This is a genomic window from Campylobacter sp. CFSAN093229, from assembly GCF_011068225.1.
Classification (GTDB): domain Bacteria; phylum Campylobacterota; class Campylobacteria; order Campylobacterales; family Campylobacteraceae; genus Campylobacter_D; species Campylobacter_D jejuni.
This window is the reverse complement of sequence record NZ_JAAMXB010000013.1, coordinates 27,203-48,419: the sequence shown is the minus strand read 5'-3', so window position 1 is coordinate 48,419 and position 21,217 is coordinate 27,203. Positions and strand designations below refer to the sequence as shown.

19 protein-coding genes and 4 pseudogenes are annotated in these 21,217 nt (G+C 30.6%); 8 read left to right on the top strand and 15 right to left on the bottom strand.

Annotation, left to right across the window (positions count from 1 at the left end; genetic code table 11):
• Genes flhG through aroQ form a run of 4 tightly spaced genes read right to left on the bottom strand, consistent with a single transcriptional unit; the run spans position 1 to position 3,279 of the window.
• Positions 1 to 867, bottom strand: a complete 867-nt coding sequence (gene flhG / locus FBE93_RS07520; RefSeq protein WP_002854691.1) for a flagella biosynthesis ATPase FlhG — start codon at positions 865 to 867, stop codon at positions 1 to 3.
• On the bottom strand, positions 860 to 2,314 hold the full coding sequence (gene flhF, locus FBE93_RS07515) for a flagellar biosynthesis protein FlhF (protein ID WP_002933926.1): 1,455 nt from the start codon (positions 2,312 to 2,314) through the stop codon (positions 860 to 862). The genes flhG and flhF overlap by 8 nt, the downstream gene beginning before the upstream one ends.
• 9 nt (positions 2,315 to 2,323) lie before the next feature.
• A complete protein-coding gene (gene folK / locus FBE93_RS07510; RefSeq protein WP_002851803.1) occupies positions 2,324 to 2,797 on the bottom strand; it encodes a 2-amino-4-hydroxy-6-hydroxymethyldihydropteridine diphosphokinase in 474 nt (157 codons plus the stop codon).
• Between the two features lie 2 nt (positions 2,798 to 2,799).
• The gene (gene aroQ, locus FBE93_RS07505) at positions 2,800 to 3,279 is read right to left on the bottom strand and encodes a type II 3-dehydroquinate dehydratase (protein ID WP_002852001.1); all 480 of its coding nucleotides are present in this window, start codon (positions 3,277 to 3,279) and stop codon (positions 2,800 to 2,802) included.
• Between the two features lie 90 nt (positions 3,280 to 3,369).
• Between aroQ and FBE93_RS07500 the strand changes: the two genes are divergently transcribed.
• From FBE93_RS07500 to FBE93_RS07490, 3 genes and pseudogenes are all read left to right on the top strand, one after another.
• Positions 3,370 to 4,599: a metal-dependent hydrolase gene (locus FBE93_RS07500; RefSeq protein WP_002933932.1), complete on the top strand. Its 1,230-nt coding sequence runs from the start codon at positions 3,370 to 3,372 to the stop codon at positions 4,597 to 4,599.
• Positions 4,587 to 5,483 (top strand): signal peptide peptidase SppA, encoded by an 897-nt coding sequence (gene sppA, locus FBE93_RS07495; protein WP_165434338.1) that lies wholly within the window; start codon positions 4,587 to 4,589, stop codon positions 5,481 to 5,483. Before FBE93_RS07500 ends, sppA begins: the two co-directional genes overlap by 13 nt.
• Positions 5,484 to 5,561: 78 nt before the next feature.
• Positions 5,562 to 6,591: pseudogene (locus FBE93_RS07490) on the top strand (Cj0069 family protein).
• Between the two features lie 241 nt (positions 6,592 to 6,832).
• Here FBE93_RS07490 and FBE93_RS08515 read toward each other — a convergent pair.
• From FBE93_RS08515 to FBE93_RS07445, 8 genes and pseudogenes are all read right to left on the bottom strand, one after another.
• Positions 6,833 to 7,450: pseudogene (locus FBE93_RS08515) on the bottom strand (hemerythrin domain-containing protein).
• A 173-nt stretch (positions 7,451 to 7,623) separates the two neighbouring features.
• Positions 7,624 to 8,280, bottom strand: a complete 657-nt coding sequence (locus FBE93_RS07475) for a lactate utilization protein C (protein WP_002932947.1) — start codon at positions 8,278 to 8,280, stop codon at positions 7,624 to 7,626.
• Positions 8,273 to 9,712, bottom strand: a complete 1,440-nt coding sequence (locus tag FBE93_RS07470) for a LutB/LldF family L-lactate oxidation iron-sulfur protein (RefSeq protein WP_165434337.1) — start codon at positions 9,710 to 9,712, stop codon at positions 8,273 to 8,275. Before FBE93_RS07470 ends, FBE93_RS07475 begins: the two co-directional genes overlap by 8 nt.
• A complete protein-coding gene (locus tag FBE93_RS07465; RefSeq protein ID WP_072225814.1) occupies positions 9,709 to 10,449 on the bottom strand; it encodes a (Fe-S)-binding protein in 741 nt (246 codons plus the stop codon). Before FBE93_RS07465 ends, FBE93_RS07470 begins: the two co-directional genes overlap by 4 nt.
• 119 nt (positions 10,450 to 10,568) lie before the next feature.
• Positions 10,569 to 12,251 carry an L-lactate permease gene (locus tag FBE93_RS07460; RefSeq protein WP_165434336.1) on the bottom strand — a complete coding sequence of 561 codons (1,683 nt, stop codon included), beginning with the start codon at positions 12,249 to 12,251 and terminating at the stop codon, positions 10,569 to 10,571.
• A 171-nt stretch (positions 12,252 to 12,422) separates the two neighbouring features.
• Positions 12,423 to 12,988: pseudogene (locus tag FBE93_RS07455) on the bottom strand (cytolethal distending toxin subunit A/C).
• Positions 12,989 to 13,008: 20 nt separating this feature from the next.
• Positions 13,009 to 13,624, bottom strand: a pseudogene (locus FBE93_RS08370) (endonuclease/exonuclease/phosphatase family protein); the annotation flags it as partial.
• Between the two features lie 10 nt (positions 13,625 to 13,634).
• The gene (locus tag FBE93_RS07445) at positions 13,635 to 13,823 is read right to left on the bottom strand and encodes a hypothetical protein (RefSeq protein WP_002932941.1); all 189 of its coding nucleotides are present in this window, start codon (positions 13,821 to 13,823) and stop codon (positions 13,635 to 13,637) included.
• Positions 13,824 to 13,982: 159 nt separating this feature from the next.
• Between FBE93_RS07445 and FBE93_RS07440 the strand changes: the two genes are divergently transcribed.
• The 3 genes from FBE93_RS07440 to cydB are packed head-to-tail and all read left to right on the top strand — an operon-like array spanning position 13,983 to position 16,903.
• Positions 13,983 to 14,216 (top strand): DUF4492 domain-containing protein, encoded by a 234-nt coding sequence (locus FBE93_RS07440; protein WP_002860921.1) that lies wholly within the window; start codon positions 13,983 to 13,985, stop codon positions 14,214 to 14,216.
• Positions 14,217 to 15,779 (top strand): cytochrome ubiquinol oxidase subunit I, encoded by a 1,563-nt coding sequence (locus FBE93_RS07435; RefSeq protein ID WP_002932940.1) that lies wholly within the window; start codon positions 14,217 to 14,219, stop codon positions 15,777 to 15,779.
• Complete coding sequence (cydB, locus tag FBE93_RS07430; protein WP_002932939.1) at positions 15,779 to 16,903, top strand: cytochrome d ubiquinol oxidase subunit II; 1,125 nt, start codon at positions 15,779 to 15,781, stop codon at positions 16,901 to 16,903. The genes FBE93_RS07435 and cydB overlap by 1 nt, the downstream gene beginning before the upstream one ends.
• A 193-nt stretch (positions 16,904 to 17,096) precedes the next feature.
• On the opposite strand, the gene FBE93_RS07425 is transcribed toward cydB, so the two are convergent.
• Entirely contained in the window at positions 17,097 to 17,585 is a 489-nt protein-coding gene (locus FBE93_RS07425) for a Crp/Fnr family transcriptional regulator (RefSeq protein ID WP_260629382.1), read from the bottom strand.
• 234 nt (positions 17,586 to 17,819) lie between these two features.
• Here FBE93_RS07425 and FBE93_RS07420 point away from each other — a divergent pair, with 234 nt between their 5' ends.
• On the top strand, positions 17,820 to 18,020 hold the full coding sequence (locus tag FBE93_RS07420) for a DUF2892 domain-containing protein (RefSeq protein WP_165434334.1): 201 nt from the start codon (positions 17,820 to 17,822) through the stop codon (positions 18,018 to 18,020).
• Here the strand turns inward: FBE93_RS07420 and FBE93_RS07415 are convergent.
• Entirely contained in the window at positions 18,017 to 18,709 is a 693-nt protein-coding gene (locus FBE93_RS07415; RefSeq protein WP_165434333.1) for an aspartate/glutamate racemase family protein, read from the bottom strand. The two genes, FBE93_RS07420 and FBE93_RS07415, sit on opposite strands and share 4 nt — an antisense overlap.
• 119 nt (positions 18,710 to 18,828) lie before the next feature.
• Positions 18,829 to 19,524 (bottom strand): uracil-DNA glycosylase, encoded by a 696-nt coding sequence (gene ung / locus FBE93_RS07410; RefSeq protein ID WP_002934136.1) that lies wholly within the window; start codon positions 19,522 to 19,524, stop codon positions 18,829 to 18,831.
• Between the two features lie 270 nt (positions 19,525 to 19,794).
• On the opposite strand from ung, the gene aspA reads away from it, so the two are divergent.
• Entirely contained in the window at positions 19,795 to 21,201 is a 1,407-nt protein-coding gene (aspA, locus tag FBE93_RS07405; RefSeq protein WP_002894249.1) for an aspartate ammonia-lyase, read from the top strand.
• Positions 21,202 to 21,217: the final 16 nt, after the last annotated feature.

The following is a 21,217-nucleotide window of genomic DNA, read 5'->3' as shown; positions in this document are numbered from 1 at the left end:
CTAAAATCTTTCAATAATTTTTCTAAAAAAACTTGAAAAACTACGATTTGAAACATTATCAAGCACTTTCCGTTCCAATCTATATAAAAGCTTGGAGGCTAGGGCTTTAAGCTCATCACTTGAGGCTGTGTTTTCATCGCTAAATAAAGTTCTTTTTTTAATACTACCACTTACATCTTTAGAAGCGCTTAAATGACCTAAGAATTCTAAATTTAAAGGATTTTTAATGTTTGCATCTGCAACTTTTTTAATATTTTCAAAAACTTTTAAAGCTTCATTTTCATTTTTTACAACATTAAAGAGCATTAGTAAATTTTCTTTTGTCTTAGAAGTTGTTTTTATGGTTGCATACGCATCGGTAATTGCTGCAGGATCAGGAACGGTTACTACTATAACTTCATCAGCCATTTCTAAAAAATTTAAAATATTTCCACCAATACCCGCACCTGTGTCGATAATAAGAAAATCAAGCTCATCTAAAATACTTGCTTGATTTAAAAATCTCTCGTAAATATTTTTATCATTATATTTTAAAATCTCATCTCCACTTTCGCCTGGGATGAGCCATAAATTTGGCTTAACTTCTATTAAAATATCTTCCAAAGAACATTCTCCGCGTAAAACATGCAAGAGATTTTTTTGTATGCGTACATTTAAAATGACATCCAAATTTGCCAAGCCAATATCAGCATCAAAAAGCCCAACTTTATAGCCATTATTTGCTAAAACATTGGCTAGATTTGCGCTAATCGTACTTTTTCCAACGCCACCTTTTCCACTTGTAATAGCTATAAAATGAGTGTTTTGGGATTTTTTGGTTCCATTTTGACTCATGAGATTGCGAAGTTTATTTGCTTGGTTATTCATTATTTTTTCCTTTGTTAAACCCTTCTAAAATACAATGAACTAGAAAATCACTATTGGCTACTTCTAAATCATCTGGCACTTCTTGTCCTGTAGAGAAAAAGCTTAGAGGAATATTTGTTTCATAAATAAGAGAGAAGATATTTCCAAAAACCTTTGTTTCATCAAATTTAGTAATAATCAAAGTATCAATATTTAAGAATGAAAAATTTTTATAAATTTCCATTAAATCTTCATGTTTGGTGTTTGCAGAAACCACTAAATTTACATCAATTTCTGCATTTGAGTGCATTAAAAATTCTTTAGTTTTAGCAAGTTTACTTTGATCGTATTGTGAATTTCCTATAGTATCAACTAAAATTACTTCGCAATTATTTAAGCTTTTTATCGCTTCATCTAAATCCTTTGGTTCTATGCTATCAATAATAGGAAGTTTCATCATTTTTGCATACTGAAAAAGTTGCTCAACCGCACCGATTCTATAAGTATCAAGCGTAATAATACCTGTTTTATAACGCTTATCTCCATAAGCATAGCGAAAAGCTAACTTAGCTAAGGTTGTTGTTTTTCCGACTCCTGTTGGGCCTACTAGCATCATGATTTTTTGTTTTTTTATATCGCTTTCAACACGACAAGGCAAGATATTTCTTAAAAGTGAGTGAAAATATCTTTGAACCGCATCTTTGTTGGTTTTCATAGCAGCTGGCATATTTTCTATAGTTGCTTTCATAATCGCTTCTAGATGATTTTCAAGCATTCCACTTTCTTTGGCTTGTTTATAAATACTTGCAAATTCAGGAGGTATCATAAGATTTTTTCTAGCTTCAGCTTTATCGTCCCACATCATATCTGCAAGAAGATCTATTTTATCGTTAAGCTTGTTGATTTGTTTTTCAAATTGCTTTTCAAAATTTTCTATTTTTTTATTATAATTTGGATTAGGGGTGTAATTTTCTAAAGGTGTGTTTGTGACTTTAGAAATTTCATTGCTAACTTCACTTAGTTTTTCTTTAAAATCATCAAAGCCTAGAGTCTTATTTTGATGAGGGTTGATTTTGTTTTGTGGAAAATCTTGATAGGTCTTTTTAGCTAAGTCATTGTTTTTTACAGTGTTTAAATTTGTATTTAAGCGAGTGTTTGAGAAATCCAAGACTACATCTTCATCTTCTTGAGGGATTTGAGATCTAATTTTTTCTTCTGCAAGAGAGGTAGAGGATGGTTTTGGCGAGCTTTTTTTTGCAGGTAAAGATTTTCCTTGTTTTTTTAAGTGTTCTTCATAGTCGCTTTCTTCTATGGCTACCATAACCTCATAAAGCGCACTGCGATTTAAGGTTTTAGGACGAATTTGTTTATTTGTTATAATTAAAGCTTTATCTCCGTAATCTTCTTTTACTTTGGGTATAATTTGTTCTGTATCTTCAACGGTAAAAGTATGTATAAGTTGTCCCATTTATATTCCTTATATCATGCCTAAAGGCAAAATTACACTCACTCTTTCTTTAGCCCCTTTATGAGGCACCTCACACCACTTATCACGCTTGACTTTTTGTGAAAAGTATAAAAGATCTAAATCAAGCGTTCTAGGAGCGTTTTTGAAAGTTCTCTTGCGTTTAAATTTTACTTCATAATAAAGTAAAACTTTCAAAAGTGCTCGTGCATGCAAATTAGTTTGTATCAACATAACAGCATTGGTAAAATCTTTTTGCTCTTTAAAACCAAAGGCTTCATTTATCAACATAGGAGATGTGGATAAAATTTTAAATCTTTTATCATCCATCATTACTCGAAAAAGCATATCAAATCTTTTTTTTTCGGGCTCTATATTGCTTCCTAAGCCTATAAGAGCTAAATATTTAAAAGATCGTATATTTTGACTAAAAAAAGGAAAAAAACGACTTTTTTCAAAGTGTTTTACTCCTTGAATTTTTAGCATTATTATTTATTCGTTTGTTGTGCTTGTTGCATCGCGCGCAAATTTTTTATTTGTTCGCAAATTTGAATTATACCCATTAAAGCCAAGTGATAGCCAAAAGGACCAAAACCAACAATAGTTCCAGAACATACAGGCGCTATAAGACTTTTTTGACGAAATTCTTCTCTGCGATAAACATTGCTAATATGTACTTCAATTGTAGGTAAAGCTACTGCTGCAATAGCATCGCGAATAGCTACTGAAGTATGAGTATAGCCTGCTGCATTGATAATAATTCCATCAACTGTTCCAAGGCATTCTTGAATTTTATCTACGATTTCACCTTCAAAATTACTTTGGAAAAAGTCAAGTTCTACATTGTTTTGCGATGCTGCAAGTTTCATTTGCTCATGAATTTCTTCCATTTTCATAGCACCATAAATTCCCACTTCTCTTACGCCAAGCATATTAACATTTGGGCCTTGGATAATCATTATTTTCATGGATTTAACCTTAAAAATTTATTTTTAACCTTTTATTATAACATTTTAAAAATAAATTTTTGCTACAATGTAATTTTTGAAAGGAAAATCGTGTTTATAGCTGCTGCAAGATATCTTTTTTTATGCGATGAAGATTTTACAATACTAGAAAATCAAGCCTTTGTTTTTGAAGATAAAATTTTAGAATTGGGTGAATTGGATAATTTAAGAAAAAAATATCCCAAGGCTAAAATTATCAAAACACCTAAAAATTCGGTTATTTTACCTGCTTTTATAAATCCTCACACACACTTAGAATTTAGTGCAAATTCAACAACTTTACATTTTGGAGAATTTTTAATTTGGCTTAAAAGTGTTATAAATTCTCGTTCCATGTTAAATGCGCAGGCCAAAGAAGAATTAATACTTCAAAGCATTAAAAAAATGCAAAAAAGCGGTATAGGCACTATAGGTGAAATTTCAAGTTTTGGGAGTGATTTAGATCCTTGTTTAAAGGCTAGTCAAAAGGGTATACGTGTAGTATTTTTTAATGAAATTTTGGGTACAAATGAAAATCAAGTTGAAGATAAAAAACAAGAATTTTTAAAAAGATTTGAAAATTCTTCGAAATTTAAAAATGATTTTTTTATCCCAGCAATTTCGATTCATTCTCCTTATTCAACTCATCCTAGTTTGGCTTATTTTGCTCTTGATTTAGCTAAAAAGCAAAATTTACTAGTTAGTACGCATTTTTTAGAAAGTAAGACTGAAAATATCTGGCTTAGAGAGTCTAAAGGGGGTTTTAAAAAATGGCTTGAAAATTTCACACTTCATCCTAAGCCTCTTTATACACCAAAGGATTTTGCTAAACTCTTTAAAGGAATAAGGACTCTTTTTACGCATTGTGTTTATCTAAAAGAATATGAATGGTTAGATAAAAATTTACATTCTATTACACATTGTGCATTTTCAAATCGCCTTTTAAGTCAAAAAAGCTTAGATTTAAAAACAGCTTTAAAAAGTGGATTGAATATCCATTTAGGAACCGATGGACTTAGCTCAAATATTTCATTGTCCTTACTTGATGAAATGCGCGCGAATTTGCTTATACATAAGAATTTTGATTTATTGGAGTTAGCTTCTAAGCTTTTGCAAATGGTAACACTTTATCCTGCAAGGGCTTTAAATTTAAATTTAGGAGAGCTTAAAAAAGGTAAAATTGCTGATTTTAGCGTATTTGAGCTAGGAGAATGTGATAAAAAGCAAGCTCCTTTGCAGTTTATTTTAAATGCTAAGGAAGTGGATAAATTATTTATAAAAGGAAAAGAATGCAAATTTTAAAATCATTTTTTAAGGCTTTAGGGCGTGGAATAAAATTTATCAATACTTATTTTAAAACCTTTGTTTTATTGTTGATTGTTATATGGATTTTAATGCCTAGTGTAAATTCAAGCTCCAATCTTGCAAATTTAGAACGCATTGATTTAAAGGGTGAAATTTTTGATAGCTCTGCGGTTTTAGAAAAAATTATCAATGCTAAAAATGATAGCAATATCAAAGGAGTGCTTTTTGTTGTAGACTCTCCTGGTGGAGCTTTTGCTCCTAGTATGGAACTAGCTCTAGCTATAAAGGATTTAAAAATTAAAAAGCCTGTGCTTGTCTATGCAAGCGGAACTATGGCAAGTGGAAGTTATTTAGCAGGAGTTGGAGCAAATAAAATTTTAGCCAATCCGGCAAGTTTTATAGGCTCTATCGGTGTGATTATGCAAGGAGCTGATTTAAGTGGATTGGCTAATAAACTCGGTATTAAAGAACAAACTATTCAAGCAGGTGAATTTAAAAGTGCTGGAACTTTTGCAAGAGCTTGGAATGAGAATGAAAGAAATTTTTTACAGGGTTTAATTGATCAAAGTTATGATCTTTTTACAGGTTTTGTTGCTAAGGAAAGAGCATTAGATCTTAACAAAAAAGATCAATGGGCAAATGCAAGAGTGTTTTTAGCTGCCAAGGCTAAGGAGCTTGGTCTTATAGATGAGCTTAGTAATTATGAAAATGCTAAAAAGGAGCTTGAAAAACTTGCTAATGTTTCAAATCCCGTTTGGAAAGAAGAAAATAAGATTGATAAATTTCTTAACCGCCTAGAAGGACAAGCATCAAACTTGATAAGTAAAAGCTTAATCGAAATCGCTTATAAGGCTAATAGCAGTTTTATAAACGCTAGATAAAATATATAAATATTTTTATTTAATTTTTGTAATATTTTTATGCAATAATTATTTATATTTTAGATAAGGAGTAAAATAATGAAAAAAAATATTGTTTTTTTTGAAGTTAAAGGTGGGAGTGATAAAGGTGAAGATGGTTATAGAAAAGATACTATACCTATGGTAAATGCCTTAAAAGCTAAGGGTTGGAATGCTGAGTGATTTTTTTTGAAGTGAGTAAAAAAGATGAAATTTACAAATATGTGAAAGAAAATTTTGATGGTTATGTTTCTCGCATCAATCCTGGCAATCTTAAAGAAGAAAATGAGTATTTTGATATGTTAAGAAAACTTTGTGCTGATAAGCTTGTAGGTATGCCTCATCCTGATGCTATGATAGGTTATGGTGCTAAAGATGCACTTACAAAATTAGCAGATACTGATCTTGTTCCAAGCGATACTTATGCTTACTATGATATTAAGACTTTTAAAGAAAATTTTCCAAAAAGTTTGGCTAAAGGTGAAAGGGTTTTAAAGCAAAATCGTGGTTCTACAGGAGAGGGAATTTGGCGTGTGAGTGTAGAGGGTAGCGTTAGTGGAGATAGTTTGCCTTTAAACACAAAAATCAAGTGTACGGAAGCTAAGGATAATCATGTAGAACATAGAGAGCTTGGGGAATTTATGGATTTTTGTGAGCAATATATCATAGGTGATAATGGTATGCTTGTGGATAGACTTTTTTACCGCGCATTAAAGAAGGTGAAATCAGACTTTTAATGCTTTATAACACTCCTGTAAATGTAGTACATAAAAAACCAGCCGAAGATGCCGATGCTTTTTCTGCTACGCTTTTTAGTGGGGCAAAATATCGTTATGATAAGCCAGAAGATTGGAAAACTTTGGTGGATATGTTTTTAGGCGAGCTTCCTAAGGTAAGGGAAAGATTAGGCAATTACGACTTACCATTGATTTGGACGGCTGATTTTATTTTAGATACTGATGAAAAGGGCAATGATAAATATGTTTTAGGCGAGATTAATTGTTCTTGTGTAGGCTTTACTTCTCATTTAGAGCTTGCTGATGAAGTAGCTTCAAATATTATTAATATTGTAAGTAAAACTAAGGCTTAGTTTTTAAGTTTAATGTCCATTTTATTATTGAAAAATGGACATTCTTTTTCTATTGTTTTTAAGTTTGAGCTATATTCTATTGGGAAAAAATTTTCACAAAATGAGCATTTTGTATCTTTGGTTAGTATAGGATAGGAATAGTCAAATTTATCCAAAATAAAATATTTTATTTTTTATCCATTAAATTTCCTTCTTTGACTAACTTATACTTTATTTATTATTTTAACGCATAAATAGTTAATTAGAAATTTTCTGAATATTTTTTATAAAACTGTATGGCTTCTTTACATTTTTTACATTTAAATTTTACACCCTTAAGTTGAATTTTTGATGAATTCCAAAAGGTACATCATGCATTTGTCCTACGCATTCACATGTATAAAGATAAACTGCATTTTCATCATCTTTTTCTTCTTTGACTTCTTCAAAGCTTACCTCCCCCATCATCTTCAGAAGCTAAAGAAGATCTTCTGTATTGTTCAACTTTCATATCTTCATAGAGTATATGTTCTAAAAGCAATTTTTTAGAAACTGTGTAAAGCTTCTCTTTTAAATCATTAGTGGTTTTTATGTTTTGTATAAGATAAGACATATCATGAATGATATTTTATACATGATTTTGTGTTCATTTAAACAAGGATAATGAATTTATTGCATATAATCTTCTTCGTTGCTAAAATGTTCTTTTATTATAGTTAAAAAGTTCTATTAAAATTTCTTTTAACTCATCTCTTTGAACAAATTTATAAACCATATTTTCTATTTTTGCTGCAAGTTCAAAAAGTTTTTGGTGTTGAATGTCAATCATTGTGTCATGAATACTGTATTTTTCATTCCAAGTTGGAATTAGTTTATCCAAAAGCACCTTCTTTAATTTTTGTATTTAAAATTAATTTCATATATTTGAGTGAAATATTATATTTTATTAAAATATTATTAATTGAAAATTATTTATTTTATTTATATTTGTATAATATAAAAAATATATATAATTAATATTAAAAATTAAGACTTACTGATTCTAGTATAGAATCAGTAAATAATAATATGTGCAATTTGTGGCCCATGAACACCAAAAATAGTGATAAGTTCTATATCTGCTGTTCTTGAAGGCCCTGCTATAAATAAGATATTAGTAGGTAAGATTTCATTTTCTTTTTTTACCAAATTTAAAGCCTCGCTAAGACTTTTAACAACATTTTCTTTTTTAAGTAGCACTATACAAAGTTTAGGTGCAAGGCTTAGCATTCTAGGTTGAGTTTTGCTTGAAGGTACAAGTGCAACTCCGTGAGAGCTTACCCCTGCTCTTGCATGAATGATGGAAAAATCACTATGAAAAACCTCAGATCTTAAATTTTCGATTTCTTTATCAAAGCAAATCTTTTTTTCTGCTTTGATTTGTTCTAAATTTAAATTTAAATCTAGCCCATAAATCATACTTTTAAAGTCATATTTTGCGATAATTTCATTGATTTTTTCTTCTAAGGTATCTTTTGTAGCATTTTCAACGATGTATTTGTTATCATTCATTTTTTGTTTCATTTCTGCAAGCATATCTTGGGTGGTTTGGATATGTTCTACAGGATCTATACTTTCAATGCGTGTGAACGTTGTTTCTTTGTAAGCTTTTTTAAGATGTTCTAAAATACTTGCTTTACTTTTGCTTGAAATTTCATCGATTTTACTCATAGCTTACTCCTTCTAGTTTTTGCACTTCTTTATAAAGATCCATTTTAATTTGAGGTAATTCTTTAAAAGCGTGCCATTTTTTAATCACAGGTAAAACGCTTGCGAAATTTTGTACCGTCCAGTTGAAATAATGTGCTTTTGAAAGTGAAAAACGCCATTTATTGCCATTGGTTGCGATATTTTTAAATTGTTTAAAAGCAAAGGCTTCTAAGGCATTGCGATGAACATTATTTGCTCCTAAAGGTGGATTTTTACCTTGTCCTATTTTATCACATCTTAATTTGCGAATAAGATCAGCCAAAGGAATTTGCACTGGACAAACTTCAGAACAACGCCCACAAAGTGAACAGAAATTTAAAATATCTCCTGTATGATCTATACCAAAAATATTAGGACTGATTACTTCTCCTATAGGTCCTGGATAAGTGGTTTGATAGGCATGTCCGCCGATTTGATCATAAACAGGGCAAAAATTCATACAAGCCCCACATCGAATACAACGCAAAGCCTCATAATAATCCTCATGAGCTAACATTTTAGAGCGATTGTGATCAAATAAAATCACATGCACTTCTTTAGGACCATCTAAATCCCCATTTTTTCTAGGGCCTGTAATGATATTATTATAAGTTGGTATAAATTGTCCTGTGGCTGAAGGAGTGAGTAAAGAAACCATAGTAGCCGCATCTTCAAAGCTTTCCATGACTTTTTCTATGCCGCAAAGTGCGATATGAATATCAGGTGCTGTAGTGCACATTCTACCGTTTCCTTCATTTTCTATAAGCCAAAAAGCTCCTTCTCTTGACATGGCAAAATTGACCCCACTAAGTCCAAGTTTTAAGCCTTCAAAATCTTTTCTTAAATGCTCTCTAGCTACCGCATTTAAACTTTCAGGTTCATTGTTTTCTAAATTCGCTCCTAATTTTTCTTTGAAAATTTCTCCGATTTCATGGCGGTTTCTATGTATAGCAGGTACAACTATATGTAAAGGAGGCTCTTCATTAAGCTGTAAAATAAGCTCTCCAAGATCGGTTTCTATAGCTTTTAAACCTTTTTTTTCTAGGTAGTGATTTAGGCCTATTTCTTCGCTTGCCATAGATTTACCTTTTAAAAGCTTGGTAATATTTTTTTCTTTCATGATTTCATAGACGATTTCACAGGCATCTTCATCACTACTTGCCCAATGCACTTTAATGCCATTTTTTGTAGCATTTTTTTCAAATTCTAAAAGCCTTTCTTCTAAACTCATTAAGGCATTGTTTTTAGCTTGTTTAGCTTTAGCTCTTAAACCCTGCCAGTCTTTAAATCTAGCATTAATAACATTGAGTCTATTTTTTTGTAAAGTATGCATGGCAGTCATTAAATTTTCTTGCATTTGCTTGTCATTGAGTTTAATTTGAACGATTTGTTCGTGAGGAATTTTTTGACTCATAGTCTTTCTCCTTCCAAACGTTTAAGTAAAAAGTCATATAAATGTATGCCTTTTATATCTAAACCCATTCTTTTCATTGTGCCATCTATGTTTAAAAGACAACCCCCATCGCCACTGATGAGATATTTTGCACCGCTATTTTGTATATCTTTAATTTTACTTCTTGCCATAGCATTTGAAATTTCAGGCTCTTTTACTGAAAAAGTTCCGCCAAAACCACAACATTCTTCCTCGTATTGAAGTTCTACTAATTCTACATTTTTTAGTTTTTTGATAAGATTTTTACTCGCTTGTATGCTTTTTTGCACTCTTAAAGCATGGCAATTAGAATGCCAAGTTACTTTTATAGGTGCACCTTTATCTTCATAATCTACTTTTAAAACTTCATCAAGGTATTGTGAAAGTTCTATGACTCTAGAGCTAAAATCTTTGACTTTAGAAAATTCAGGTTTGTTTTTAAAAAGTTCTTTATAGTCATGACTCATCATACCCGCACAAGATCCGCTTGGCACAACGATGGGGTAATCTTTATCAAATAAATCCACATTATATAAAGCAATCTCACGACTTTCATCGAAATAACCTGAGTTAAAAGAAGGTTGAGCGCAACAGGTTTGATTTTTTTTAAAAATCACTTCAATACCTTCACGCCTTAAAAGTTTTATTGCATTTAAAACGCTTTGTTGCATAGCAGCACTTCCTAAGCATGTGGCGTAAAAATACACCTTTTTCATCATCTCTCCTTTTGGGATAATTTAGGATAAATATTCTAATCCTGTAAAAATAAAAGCAAAGTAAAATTTCCAACAAATATTCTAAAAACGAATATTTGTTGAAATAAAACTTAAATTTTTAATTATTTCACTATAACTTCAGGGATGATTCCTTGTAAGAAAAAAGCTATAATGCAAGTCCAAATTCCTATTAAAACAATAAAAGCTACAGAATATTTTAATGTGAATTTGAAAAGATCAGATTCTTTTCCTACAAGTCCAACTGCTGCGCAAGCTATAGCAATGCTTTGTGGACTGATCATCTTTCCAACGACCCCACCTACTGAATTAGCTGCTAAAAATAAAGCTTCACTAACACCTAGTTTTTGAGCACTTACTTGTTGCAAGGTTCCAAAAAGTAAATTAGCACTTGTATCAGAGCCTGTTAAAAATACCCCTATCCAGCCAATGATTGGTGAAAAGAAAGAAAAAGCATCACCTGTATGTGCAAAAGCAAGCCCTAAAGTAGTGCTCATACCACTATTTTTAGAAATAAAAGCAAAAGCCACAACTAAACCTATGGTGATACAAGGTATAGCCATTTCTTTTAAAGTAGCCCAAAAGCATTCTGCTGCATCTTCAGCTTTGATTTTTAAAATAGCTATACTTAAAAAAGCTGCAAGCAAAATCGCTGTTCCTGCTTGAGCTACGGTTTTTCCATTGATTAAATCTATGCCTAAAGCCAAAGATAAAGGCTTAGCTTCTCCTATGCCTGTGATAGAAGGGCTTAAAATTCCAGTTGTGATATTGCTAAATTGTAAAGTAATGCTTGTATAGCTTAAAATTCCATCCTTATCAAAGAGAGCTTTAAACCAAGGTTGTGTCCAAATGATAATACAAACAATGAGTAAAATAAAAGGCGACCAAGCTTTTAAAATTTGATTAAAGCTTAGAGTGTTATCTTGAGTGAAATTGCTTTCATTATCAAATCTAAAAATATTTTTTGGTTTCCAAAATTTTAAAAATACAGTTGTAACCGCTAAAGAAACTACAGCTGAGATAATATCAGGTAATTCTGCTCCTAAGTGATTTGAGCTTAAAAATTGAGTAGTTGTAAAACTTAGTGCCGCAACTAAAATAGCTGGAAAAGTTTCTTTAACGCCTTTAAATCCATCCATTAAAAAAACTATGAAAAAAGGTATAGCAAGACTTAAAGGAACTAGCATTCTACCTACCATAGCAGAAACTGAATGCTGTTCTATGCCGACAAGATTTGCCATAGCAATAATAGGAATTCCCACCGCACCAAAAGCAACAGGAGCGGTATTTGCGATAAGACAAAGTCCTGCAGCTTGCAAAGGACGCAAACCAAGTCCTACTAAAAGTGCAGCAGTTATAGCCACAGGGCCACCAAAACCTATAGCACCCTCTAAAAATGAACCAAAACAAAAACCTATTAAAATCACTTGAATTCTATGATCTGGAGTAATGCTCATCACGCTTTTTTTAATGATTTCAAAAGAACCCGACTTGATAGAAAGTTTGTAAAGAAAGATTGCCGCAATGATAATCCAAGCTATAGGCCACATACCATTTGTAAAGCCTTGAATAAAACTTGCGCCCACTAAATTCCAAGGCATTTTATAGGCAAATAAAGCTACCAAAGTAGCAAGTATAACAGTTAAAAAACCTGCTTGATAACCTTTAAGTTTTAAAACAACCAAACAAACTAAAAAACATAGTATAGGTAAAAATGCCACTAAAGCACTTAGCCAAATGTTTGAAAAAGGGTCGTAAACTTGTTGCCATGTTAAAATTTGCTCCAATTTTTCCTCCTTGATAATTATTTATGTATAAATTTATTGTAACAAAAAATTAAATTAAAATAAAAAAATTATAGAGTAAAGTAAATTATATTGTGTTGTTATTGATTATTTTGTGTATTTTTGTAATATCATAAATATTAAATAAATATAAAAATAGAACAAGAAAAAATCTTATTCTAAAGGGGTAGAAGCTGTTAAAGATGGAGTTATAATCATTAGTTCGTTTACTTCATAAAAAATTAGGATCTAAGGTGCAAGGGGCTATTCTAAAGCGTTTTTGTGTAGGAATATTTGGATTAAAAAGTTACCATACATTCATCAGATTCCAAAACTAAAGAACAAATTTGCACAGCTGAAGTTGTTGTTGGCATTATAGAAAATACAGTTTCTAGTTTACTATCTTTTAGATTATCTTGACAAGATTTTGCTCCAAAGGTTCCATCTTCTAGAATGGCCAAACAAAGATCGCTTTCCTGTGGATTTGTAAATTGCACATAACCAAAAGGAAGTTCATTAGCTAATTTATCTTTTTGTTTTAACTCATTGCTTAAAACAATTTCTTTAATATTCCAATTTTGATCAATAGGATCTTTTGAGATATCTCTAAAGGCGCTTAAAAAAATTCCCGTTTCCAAGCTTCTTATAGAAACCATTTCGGTAAAATCTTTCAAATCTCCAGTAGGAGTTGCAAAGGCTAAAGTTATAAACATAAAAAATAAAGCAACAATTTTTTTCATATTTTTTCATATTAAATGTCCTAAAATTTTCTAAAATTAACTGGAAAATGATCTTAAACTTACAAGCATCAAAATCACAGCTAAAAGTGGTGGAGTATAGGCTTGTTGTCTGTTTAAATTTCCTGTAATTGCATAATCAAGAGCCCCTCCGTTTGCTTGAGTTGCACTAGTTGGAAAAACCACTCTAATTTTATTTGCTAATCCTCTATCCACTGTATTTGTTTATAGTAGAAGGATCACGGTTAAAATCCCCTGCTATCATCCAGTTAGCTTGAGGTATATTTACAAAATGTGTATTTACGGGCTGTGATAATTACTCCTACATCTGTTCCTCCATTGGCTAAAGCATAGATATTGAAAAAAGCATCACTTCCATCGCGAATTCCTATAATGGGCCTTGAAACTATAGCTAAATTTACACGATTAGCTCCTACATCAACGCGAGAATAATAAATTAAAAACCCTATCAGGTCTTGAAAGAGTCCTCAAATTCTACTCATATTCATCAATAGGCGTTCCACTTTGTTGCACATGGCGTCCTATTGGAGTGGCTATTCTTAGTAAAGTTCCTATTTCTTGTATCATTAAGATATCTAAGGGGTTTGCTCCACTTGCAAGTTGTCTTATTGCATTATTGTTGATGCTACTAGTTAAAGGTGGGGTAAATAGGAGTAATAAGTACTAAATCAGCATTGCTAATTAAACTTGGAATTTCTTGATTGGTAGGAAAAATAGGTTCAAGTCCTAGTTTTAAAGAAAAAGAATTAGTATCTTCAAATTCTCCAAATGAACGCCCCAAAGGATTTACATTTTCAAAATTTAGAAGAACATGCATTAAAGAAAAAAATCATAAAAAAAATAAAAACTTTAATTTTTTGCATTAAAAACCTTGATTATGTATTTAAATTTTTTAAGAAAATAATAACATAATTTTCATTATAATTTTCCGCTTCTTAAAATGTTTTATTTTGTTGTTTTTAAAGGTAGAATTTACATGCATCTTAAACACTTATATTTTAGTATTTCTCAAATTTTTAATTTTTACAAAGAAGGTTTTAAAAATTTAACTCTTGGAAAGACCCTTTGGAAAATTATCTTTATCAAACTTTTTGTTATGTTTGTGATTTTAAAACTTTTTGTTTTTGATGTAAATTTTAATTCTATTTTTAAAAGCGACAAAGAAAAAAGCACTTTTGTACTCAAAAATCTTACACTCGAAGGAAAATAAATGAACGAACTTAATAGCGTTGATTGGTCAAGAGCGCAGTTTGCTTTAACTGCACTTTATCATTTTTTGTTTGTGCCTTTAACCTTAGGCTTATCTTTTATCATTGCTATCATGGAGACTATCTATGTAAAAACTAAAAATGAAAGATGGAAAAAAATCACCAAATTTTGGCTTTCATTATTTGCTATAAATTTTGCTATCGGTGTAGCTACAGGTATTATAATGGAATTTGAATTTGGAACAAACTGGGCAAATTATAGCTGGTTTGTGGGAGATATTTTTGGTGCACCTTTGGCGATTGAAGGTATTATGGCATTTTTTTTAGAGGCTACTTTTTTTGCAGTTATGTTTTTTGGCTGGGATAAAGTAAGTAAGGGTTTTCACTTACTTTCAACTTGGTGTGTGGCTATAGGAAGCAATCTTTCTGCTTTTTGGATTTTAGTGGCAAATGGTTGGATGCAATATCCTGTAGGAATGAGCTTTAACCCTGATACAGCAAGAAATGAAATGCAAAGCTTTTTTGAAGTAGCACTTTCTCCTGTGGCTATTTCAAAATTTTTACATACCATAGGCAGTGGTTATGTGATTTCAGCTTTATTTGTAATGGGAATTTCAGCTTGGTTTATGTTAAAGGGACGCCATATTATAGAGGCTAAAAAAAGCTTAGTTGTAGGAGCTAGTTTTGGTTTGGTTTGTTCAATCTTTTTATTTTTCAGTGGAGATGAAAGTGCTTATCGTGTAACTCAAACTCAACCTATGAAACTTGCAGCTATGGAAGGGGTTTATCAAGGCGAACATCGTGCAGGGCTTGTGCCTTTTGGAATTTTAAACCCTAAAAAAACCATAGACAATAACGAAAGTGTGTTTTTATTTGACATTACTATACCTTACGCTCTTTCTATACTAGGAAACCGTGATCCAAATTCTTTTGTTCCAGGAATTGAAGATTTGATCTATGGAAATGAAAGCAAAGGTATAGAACCTATGCAAAATCGTATCGATAGAGGAAAAATCGCTATACAAGCTCTAAAAGACTATAAACTTGCTAAAGAAAACAATGATACAATAGCTATGGCAAATCACAAATCCATTTTAGAAACTCATTTTAAAGATTTTGGTTATGGATATTTAGAAAAACCAAGTGATACTATTCCGCCTGTGGCTTTAACTTTTTATAGCTTTCACATCATGGTTGCTTTAGGAAGTTTTTTCTTTTTACTTTTCATCGTTACACTTTATCTTACTATGGCAAATGATATTGAGAAATTTAGAAAAGTACTTTGGGTGTGTTTGTTATCCATTCCATTGGGTTATATCGCCGCTGAAGCAGGCTGGATTGTTGCTGAAGTAGGCAGACAACCTTGGGCAATTCAAGACTTACTTCCCGTACATATCGCAGCAACACAACTTGGAAAAGTCAATGTTCAAATTTCATTTTGGATTTTTGCAGTGCTTTTTACAGCCTTATTGATTGCAGAAGTTAAAATCATACTTACTCAGATTAAAAAAGGTTTTGACGCATATGCAGGACATACTCCACTTATGGGCAAAGGAGAAAAATAATGTTTTTTGGTTTAGAACTTGAAGGTTTGCAAATTTATTGGTGGTTGATTTTAAGTTTGCTCGGTGGACTTTTAGTTTTTATGTTTTTTGTCCAAGGTGGACAGACTTTAATCAATGAGCTTAGCAAGGATGAGCTTGAAAAAACCATGCTAGTCAATTCTTTAGGGCGTAAATGGGAGCTTGGTTTTACAACTCTCGTACTTTTTGGCGGAGCAGCTTTTGCAGCTTTTCCACTTTTTTATAGTACAAGTTTTGGTGGAGCTTATTGGGCTTGGCTTTGTATTTTATTTTGTTTTATTTTACAAGCTGTGGCTTATGAATATCGCAAAAAAGAAAATAATGTTTATGGCTCTAAAACCTATGAAATTTTTCTTAAAATCAATGGATATTTAGGTGTGTTTTTAATCGGAGTTGCAGTAAGTAGCTTTTTTAGTGGTTCTGAATTTATCTTAAATGAGCATAATTTTGTTTCTTGGCAAAATCCTTTGCACGGCTTAGAACTTTTACTCAATCCTTTTAATTATCTCTTAGGCTTAGCTTTGGTATTTTTAGCAAGACTTTTAGGCGCAGCGTATTTTATGAACAATATCAATGATGAGAATATCAAAATAAGAGCTATGAAAAAACTTATGATCAATAGTATTTTATTTTTACCTTTTTTCTTAGGTTTTTTAGCGTGGATTTTTTTAAAAGATGGTTTTAGCGTAGATGCCAATGGAGTTGTAAGCATGAGTGCGAATTTGTATTTATATAATTTCTTAAATCAAATGATTTTTGCTATCTTGCTTGCTATCGGTGTGATTTTAGTGCTTTTAGGTATGGTTCAAGGAGCAAAAGGTTGCTCTAAAGCTATTTTTACCCTAGGACTTGGAACGGTTTTAACGGTTTTTGCTTTATTATCAAGCATTGGTTTAGGTCAAAGTGCTTTTTACCCATCTTTAAGTGATTTGCAAAGTTCTTTAACTTTAAAAAATGCAAGTTCAAGCTATTATACTCTAAGCGTCATGGCTTATGTATCTTTACTTGTACCTTTTGTTTTAGCTTATATTATCTATGTTTGGAATGCAATGGATAAAGTAAAAATCACACGCGAAGAAATCGCAAACGATGATCACGCATATTAAGGAGAAAAAATGTTACATGCTTTGTTTTTATTGGCTTGGCCTTTAGTAATTTATCTAAGCTATAAATTTATAATGCTAAATATCAATCAATTAGAAAAAGATAGCAAACTATAAAGCAAGATAAGATTTAAACCGATATAAGTATAAATCTTTTCAAAATATTGCAATTTGCCCATTTTTGGGCATCTTTTAATCATAAATCTTTTAAAATTATAATTTCTTTACGATTTTGTTGAATAAAACCTTCTTTTTGCATCGTTTTAATAATTCTTGAGATAACCTCTCTTGAACTGCCCAAATGTAAAGCAATTTCTTCATGCGAAAGGCTAATTATTTTATTTTTAGCTTTTGCTTTTAAAAATTCATTCAATCTTACACTAAGCGGAGTAAAAAGGGCTTGTTCTAAAATATTTACTAAAGCATTAAAACGCATAGCCATAAGCTTTAAAACATAATCATAAATTTTAGGATACTTATCTTTTAACATAGTAAAAAGCTCTTTTGGTATTATTAAAATTTCGCATTCTTGGGTACTTTGAATAAAAATATTATAAGCAATTTTTTCAAAAACACAATCTTGACACATCATACAAGCATCATTTTTGTTTAATTCAAAAATAGTAATCTCTTTAGCCGTATTTGACATAATAAAGGCTCTAAAATTTCCACTTAAAACAATCACAAAGCCCAAACATTCATCTGCTAAGACATTTACATCTTTAGGAAGCTTTTTAAAATATGCTTGTTGTATTATTAAATTTAAATTTTCTTGATTTAAGTTATAATCTTTAAAAAAATTGCTAATAATTTCTTTTTTATCTATAAAAACTCCTAAAATTTCTTAAGTGACTTTATCACTGAAATAAATTTTTATTTTTATTATACTTCTTTTACAATTTAAAACAAAGGAAGAAAAATGTCAAATTTAGAAAGAAGTTTAAGAATTATTATAGCATTACTTATTTTTGCTGCGGGAATTTATTATTCATCGTTTTTTGCATTAGCGGGGCTTATCCCATTGCTTACGGCGATATTTAAAGTTTGTCCTATTAGGGTTTTAACAGGCAAACAAGCTTGCCCGCTAGGATTTTGCCCTATACCAAAAAAGAAAAATTAATCTTTTAAAGCTTCATTGGCAGCATCAAGGGCGTGAATAAGGCTTGTGTCAAAAATTTTAATATTTGTATCATTTTTGGATATTAATAAACCAATTTCAGTGCAAGCTAAAAGCACTCCCTTTGCCCCTTTTTCTTGTAGTTTATTTATAATATTTAAATATTTTTCTTTAGAATCTTGCTTGATTTTACCTTTGCAAAGCTCATTAAAAATAATATCATTAACGATTTTTATATCTTCATCACTAGGAGTAATAACGCTAATATTTTCTTCAATCAGCATTTTTTTATAAAAATCCTGAGTCATTGTGTATTTAGTACCCAATAAACCAATTTTTTGTATGTTTTCTTGTTTTAAAGCCTTAGCAGAACTTTTTGCAATATGCAAAATAGGGATATTTATATTTTGTTGAATTTCATCAAAAACCTTATGCATAGTATTAGTTGCAATTATTATAAAATTAGCCCCTGCAAGTTCTAATTTTTTAGCACATTGAGTCAAAATTTGTGCAGCTTCTTGCCATTTATCTTGGCTTTGTAAATTTTCTATTTCTTCAAAATTAACACTGTAAAGTAAAATTTTTGCAGAATTTAAAGATTTTAATTTATCATTTATAGCTTGATTTATTGTTTTATAATAAGTAATAGTGCTTTTAAAACTCATTCCGCCTATAATACCAATGGTTTTCATTTTTCTCCTTAAGAATTAATTTTTGAGTTATTTTATTACAATATATTTCATAGAAATATGATTTATTTTTAAATAAATAAATATATTTTAATATTTTTATTAAAATTTAAAATAATTTTTTAAACTATTTTCCAATCTATAGGAATTTTACCAACTTTTTTTAAAAATTCATTAGCCTTTGAAAAATGCTTACAACCTAAAAATCCTGTTCTAGCTAAAGGGCTTGGGTGGGCTGCTTTTAAAATCAAATGCTTAGTATTATCAATCAAAATCTCCTTGCTTTTTGCGTAATTTCCCCAAAGCATAAAAACAAGTCCTGATTTTTCATTGCTTAATTTATGTATTATAGCATCACTAAATTCTTGCCAACCCCACGAACTATGGCTAGCTGCTTTATTTGCTTCAACGCTAAGAATAGAATTTAAGAGCAAAACTCCTTGTTTTGCCCAAGAGCTTAAATCTCCGCTTTTTGCTGGAGTGATGTTTAAATCATTTTGCAATTCTTTAAAAATATTTTTAAGGCTTGGTGGGATTTTTACATTTTTTGGAACCGAAAAACTAAGCCCCATTGCTTGATTTGGTTGATGATAAGGATCTTGTCCTAGGATAATAATTTTAATTTCTTTTAAAGGACATAAATTAAAAGCATTAAAGATTAAATTTGCAGGCGGATAAATAATTATATTTTGATTAATCGCATTTAGGTATTGTTTTTTGATTTCTAGAAAATATTTTTTTTGAAATTCGTCTCTTAAAAATTCTTTCCAGTCATCATTTATTTTAATCTTATCTATGTTTATTGTAATTTCTTCCATATTATCCCTAATTATTTAAATTATTAAAAATTTTATTCTAACAAAAAAGCTTGCAAAAATATATTAATTTTTTTTGAAGTAAATAAAATTTTTTATATTAATAAAAATTAAATATAAAGACATAATAGGATATAAAAATACTTAATTTATTGTATTTGAAAGTAGTTTTCTTATTAACCAATTATTAACTAAAAATGCAATATCATTATTTTATGATTTAAATCAAAAATTTTTGATTTTAAATTAAAATACTTTTATGAAAGGTTCAAAATGGGAACAAGAAAAGAACATGATTTTATTGGGGAATTAGAAATCTCTGATGAGGTTTATTATGGAGTGCAAACTTTTAGAGCTGTTGAAAATTTTGATATTTCTCATGATAGATTAAAAGATTTTCCTCGCTTTGTTAGAGCTTTGGCTAGAGTAAAAAAAGCTGCAGCTATGGCAAATCATGAATTAGGTCTTTTGGATAAAAATATCCAAGATGCGATTATTAAAGCGTGCGATAAAATTTTAGAAGGCGGATATTATGATCAATTTGTAGTAGATATGATCCAAGGAGGTGCTGGAACAAGTACAAATATGAATGCTAATGAAGTTATAGCAAACATAGGACTTGAACTTATGGGTCATAAAAAAGGTGAATACCAATATCTTCATCCAAATGATCATGTTAATTTAAGTCAAAGTACTAATGATGCTTATCCTACAGCTTTACACCTTGCCTTGCATGATTATTTAAGTGATTTGGCAAAAGCTATGGAACATCTAAAAAAAGCTTATGAGAGAAAAGCTGAAGAATTTAAAGATGTTCTTAAAATGGGTAGAACCCAACTGCAAGATGCTGTACCTATGACTTTAGGTCGTGAATTTAAAACTTTTGCTGTAATGATAGGCGAAGATATACAAAGAGTATTAGAAGCTAGAAAATTAATTTTAGAGATCAATTTGGGTGGAACTGCTATTGGAACGGGAATTAATTCTCATCCTGATTATCCGAAGGTTGTAGAAAGAAAAATAAGAGAAGTGACAGGTTTTGAATATACTGTGGCTGAGGATTTGATCGAGGCGACTCAAGATACGGGAGCTTATGTACAAATTTCAGGTGTTTTAAAACGTGTTGCAACAAAACTTTCTAAAGTATGTAATGACTTAAGACTTTTAAGCAGTGGTCCAAAATGTGGTCTTAATGAGATTAATCTTCCAAAAATGCAACCAGGTAGTTCTATCATGCCAGGTAAGGTAAATCCTGTTATTCCTGAAGTAGTTAATCAAGTTTGTTATTTTGTTATTGGAGCAGATGTAACTGTAACTTTTGCTTGTGAGGGTGGACAATTACAACTTAATGTTTTTGAACCAGTTGCAGCGTATAGCTTATTTAATTCTATTGTAATGCTAGAAAAAGCAATGTATACTTTAGCTGATAAATGTATAGATGGTATTACTGCAAATGAAAAAATTTGTTCAGACTTTGTCTATAATTCAGTAGGTATAGTAACAGCTTTAAATCCTTATATTGGCTATGAAAATTCAGCTTCTATAGCTAAAGAGGCAATGAACACTGGAAAAAGAGTGGCTGATATTGTACTTGAAAGAGGGCTTTTAAGTAAAGAACAAATTGATGAAATTTTAACTCCATCAAATATGCTAAATCCTCACATGGAAGCTAAAAAATAGCACTTAGAAGCTAAAT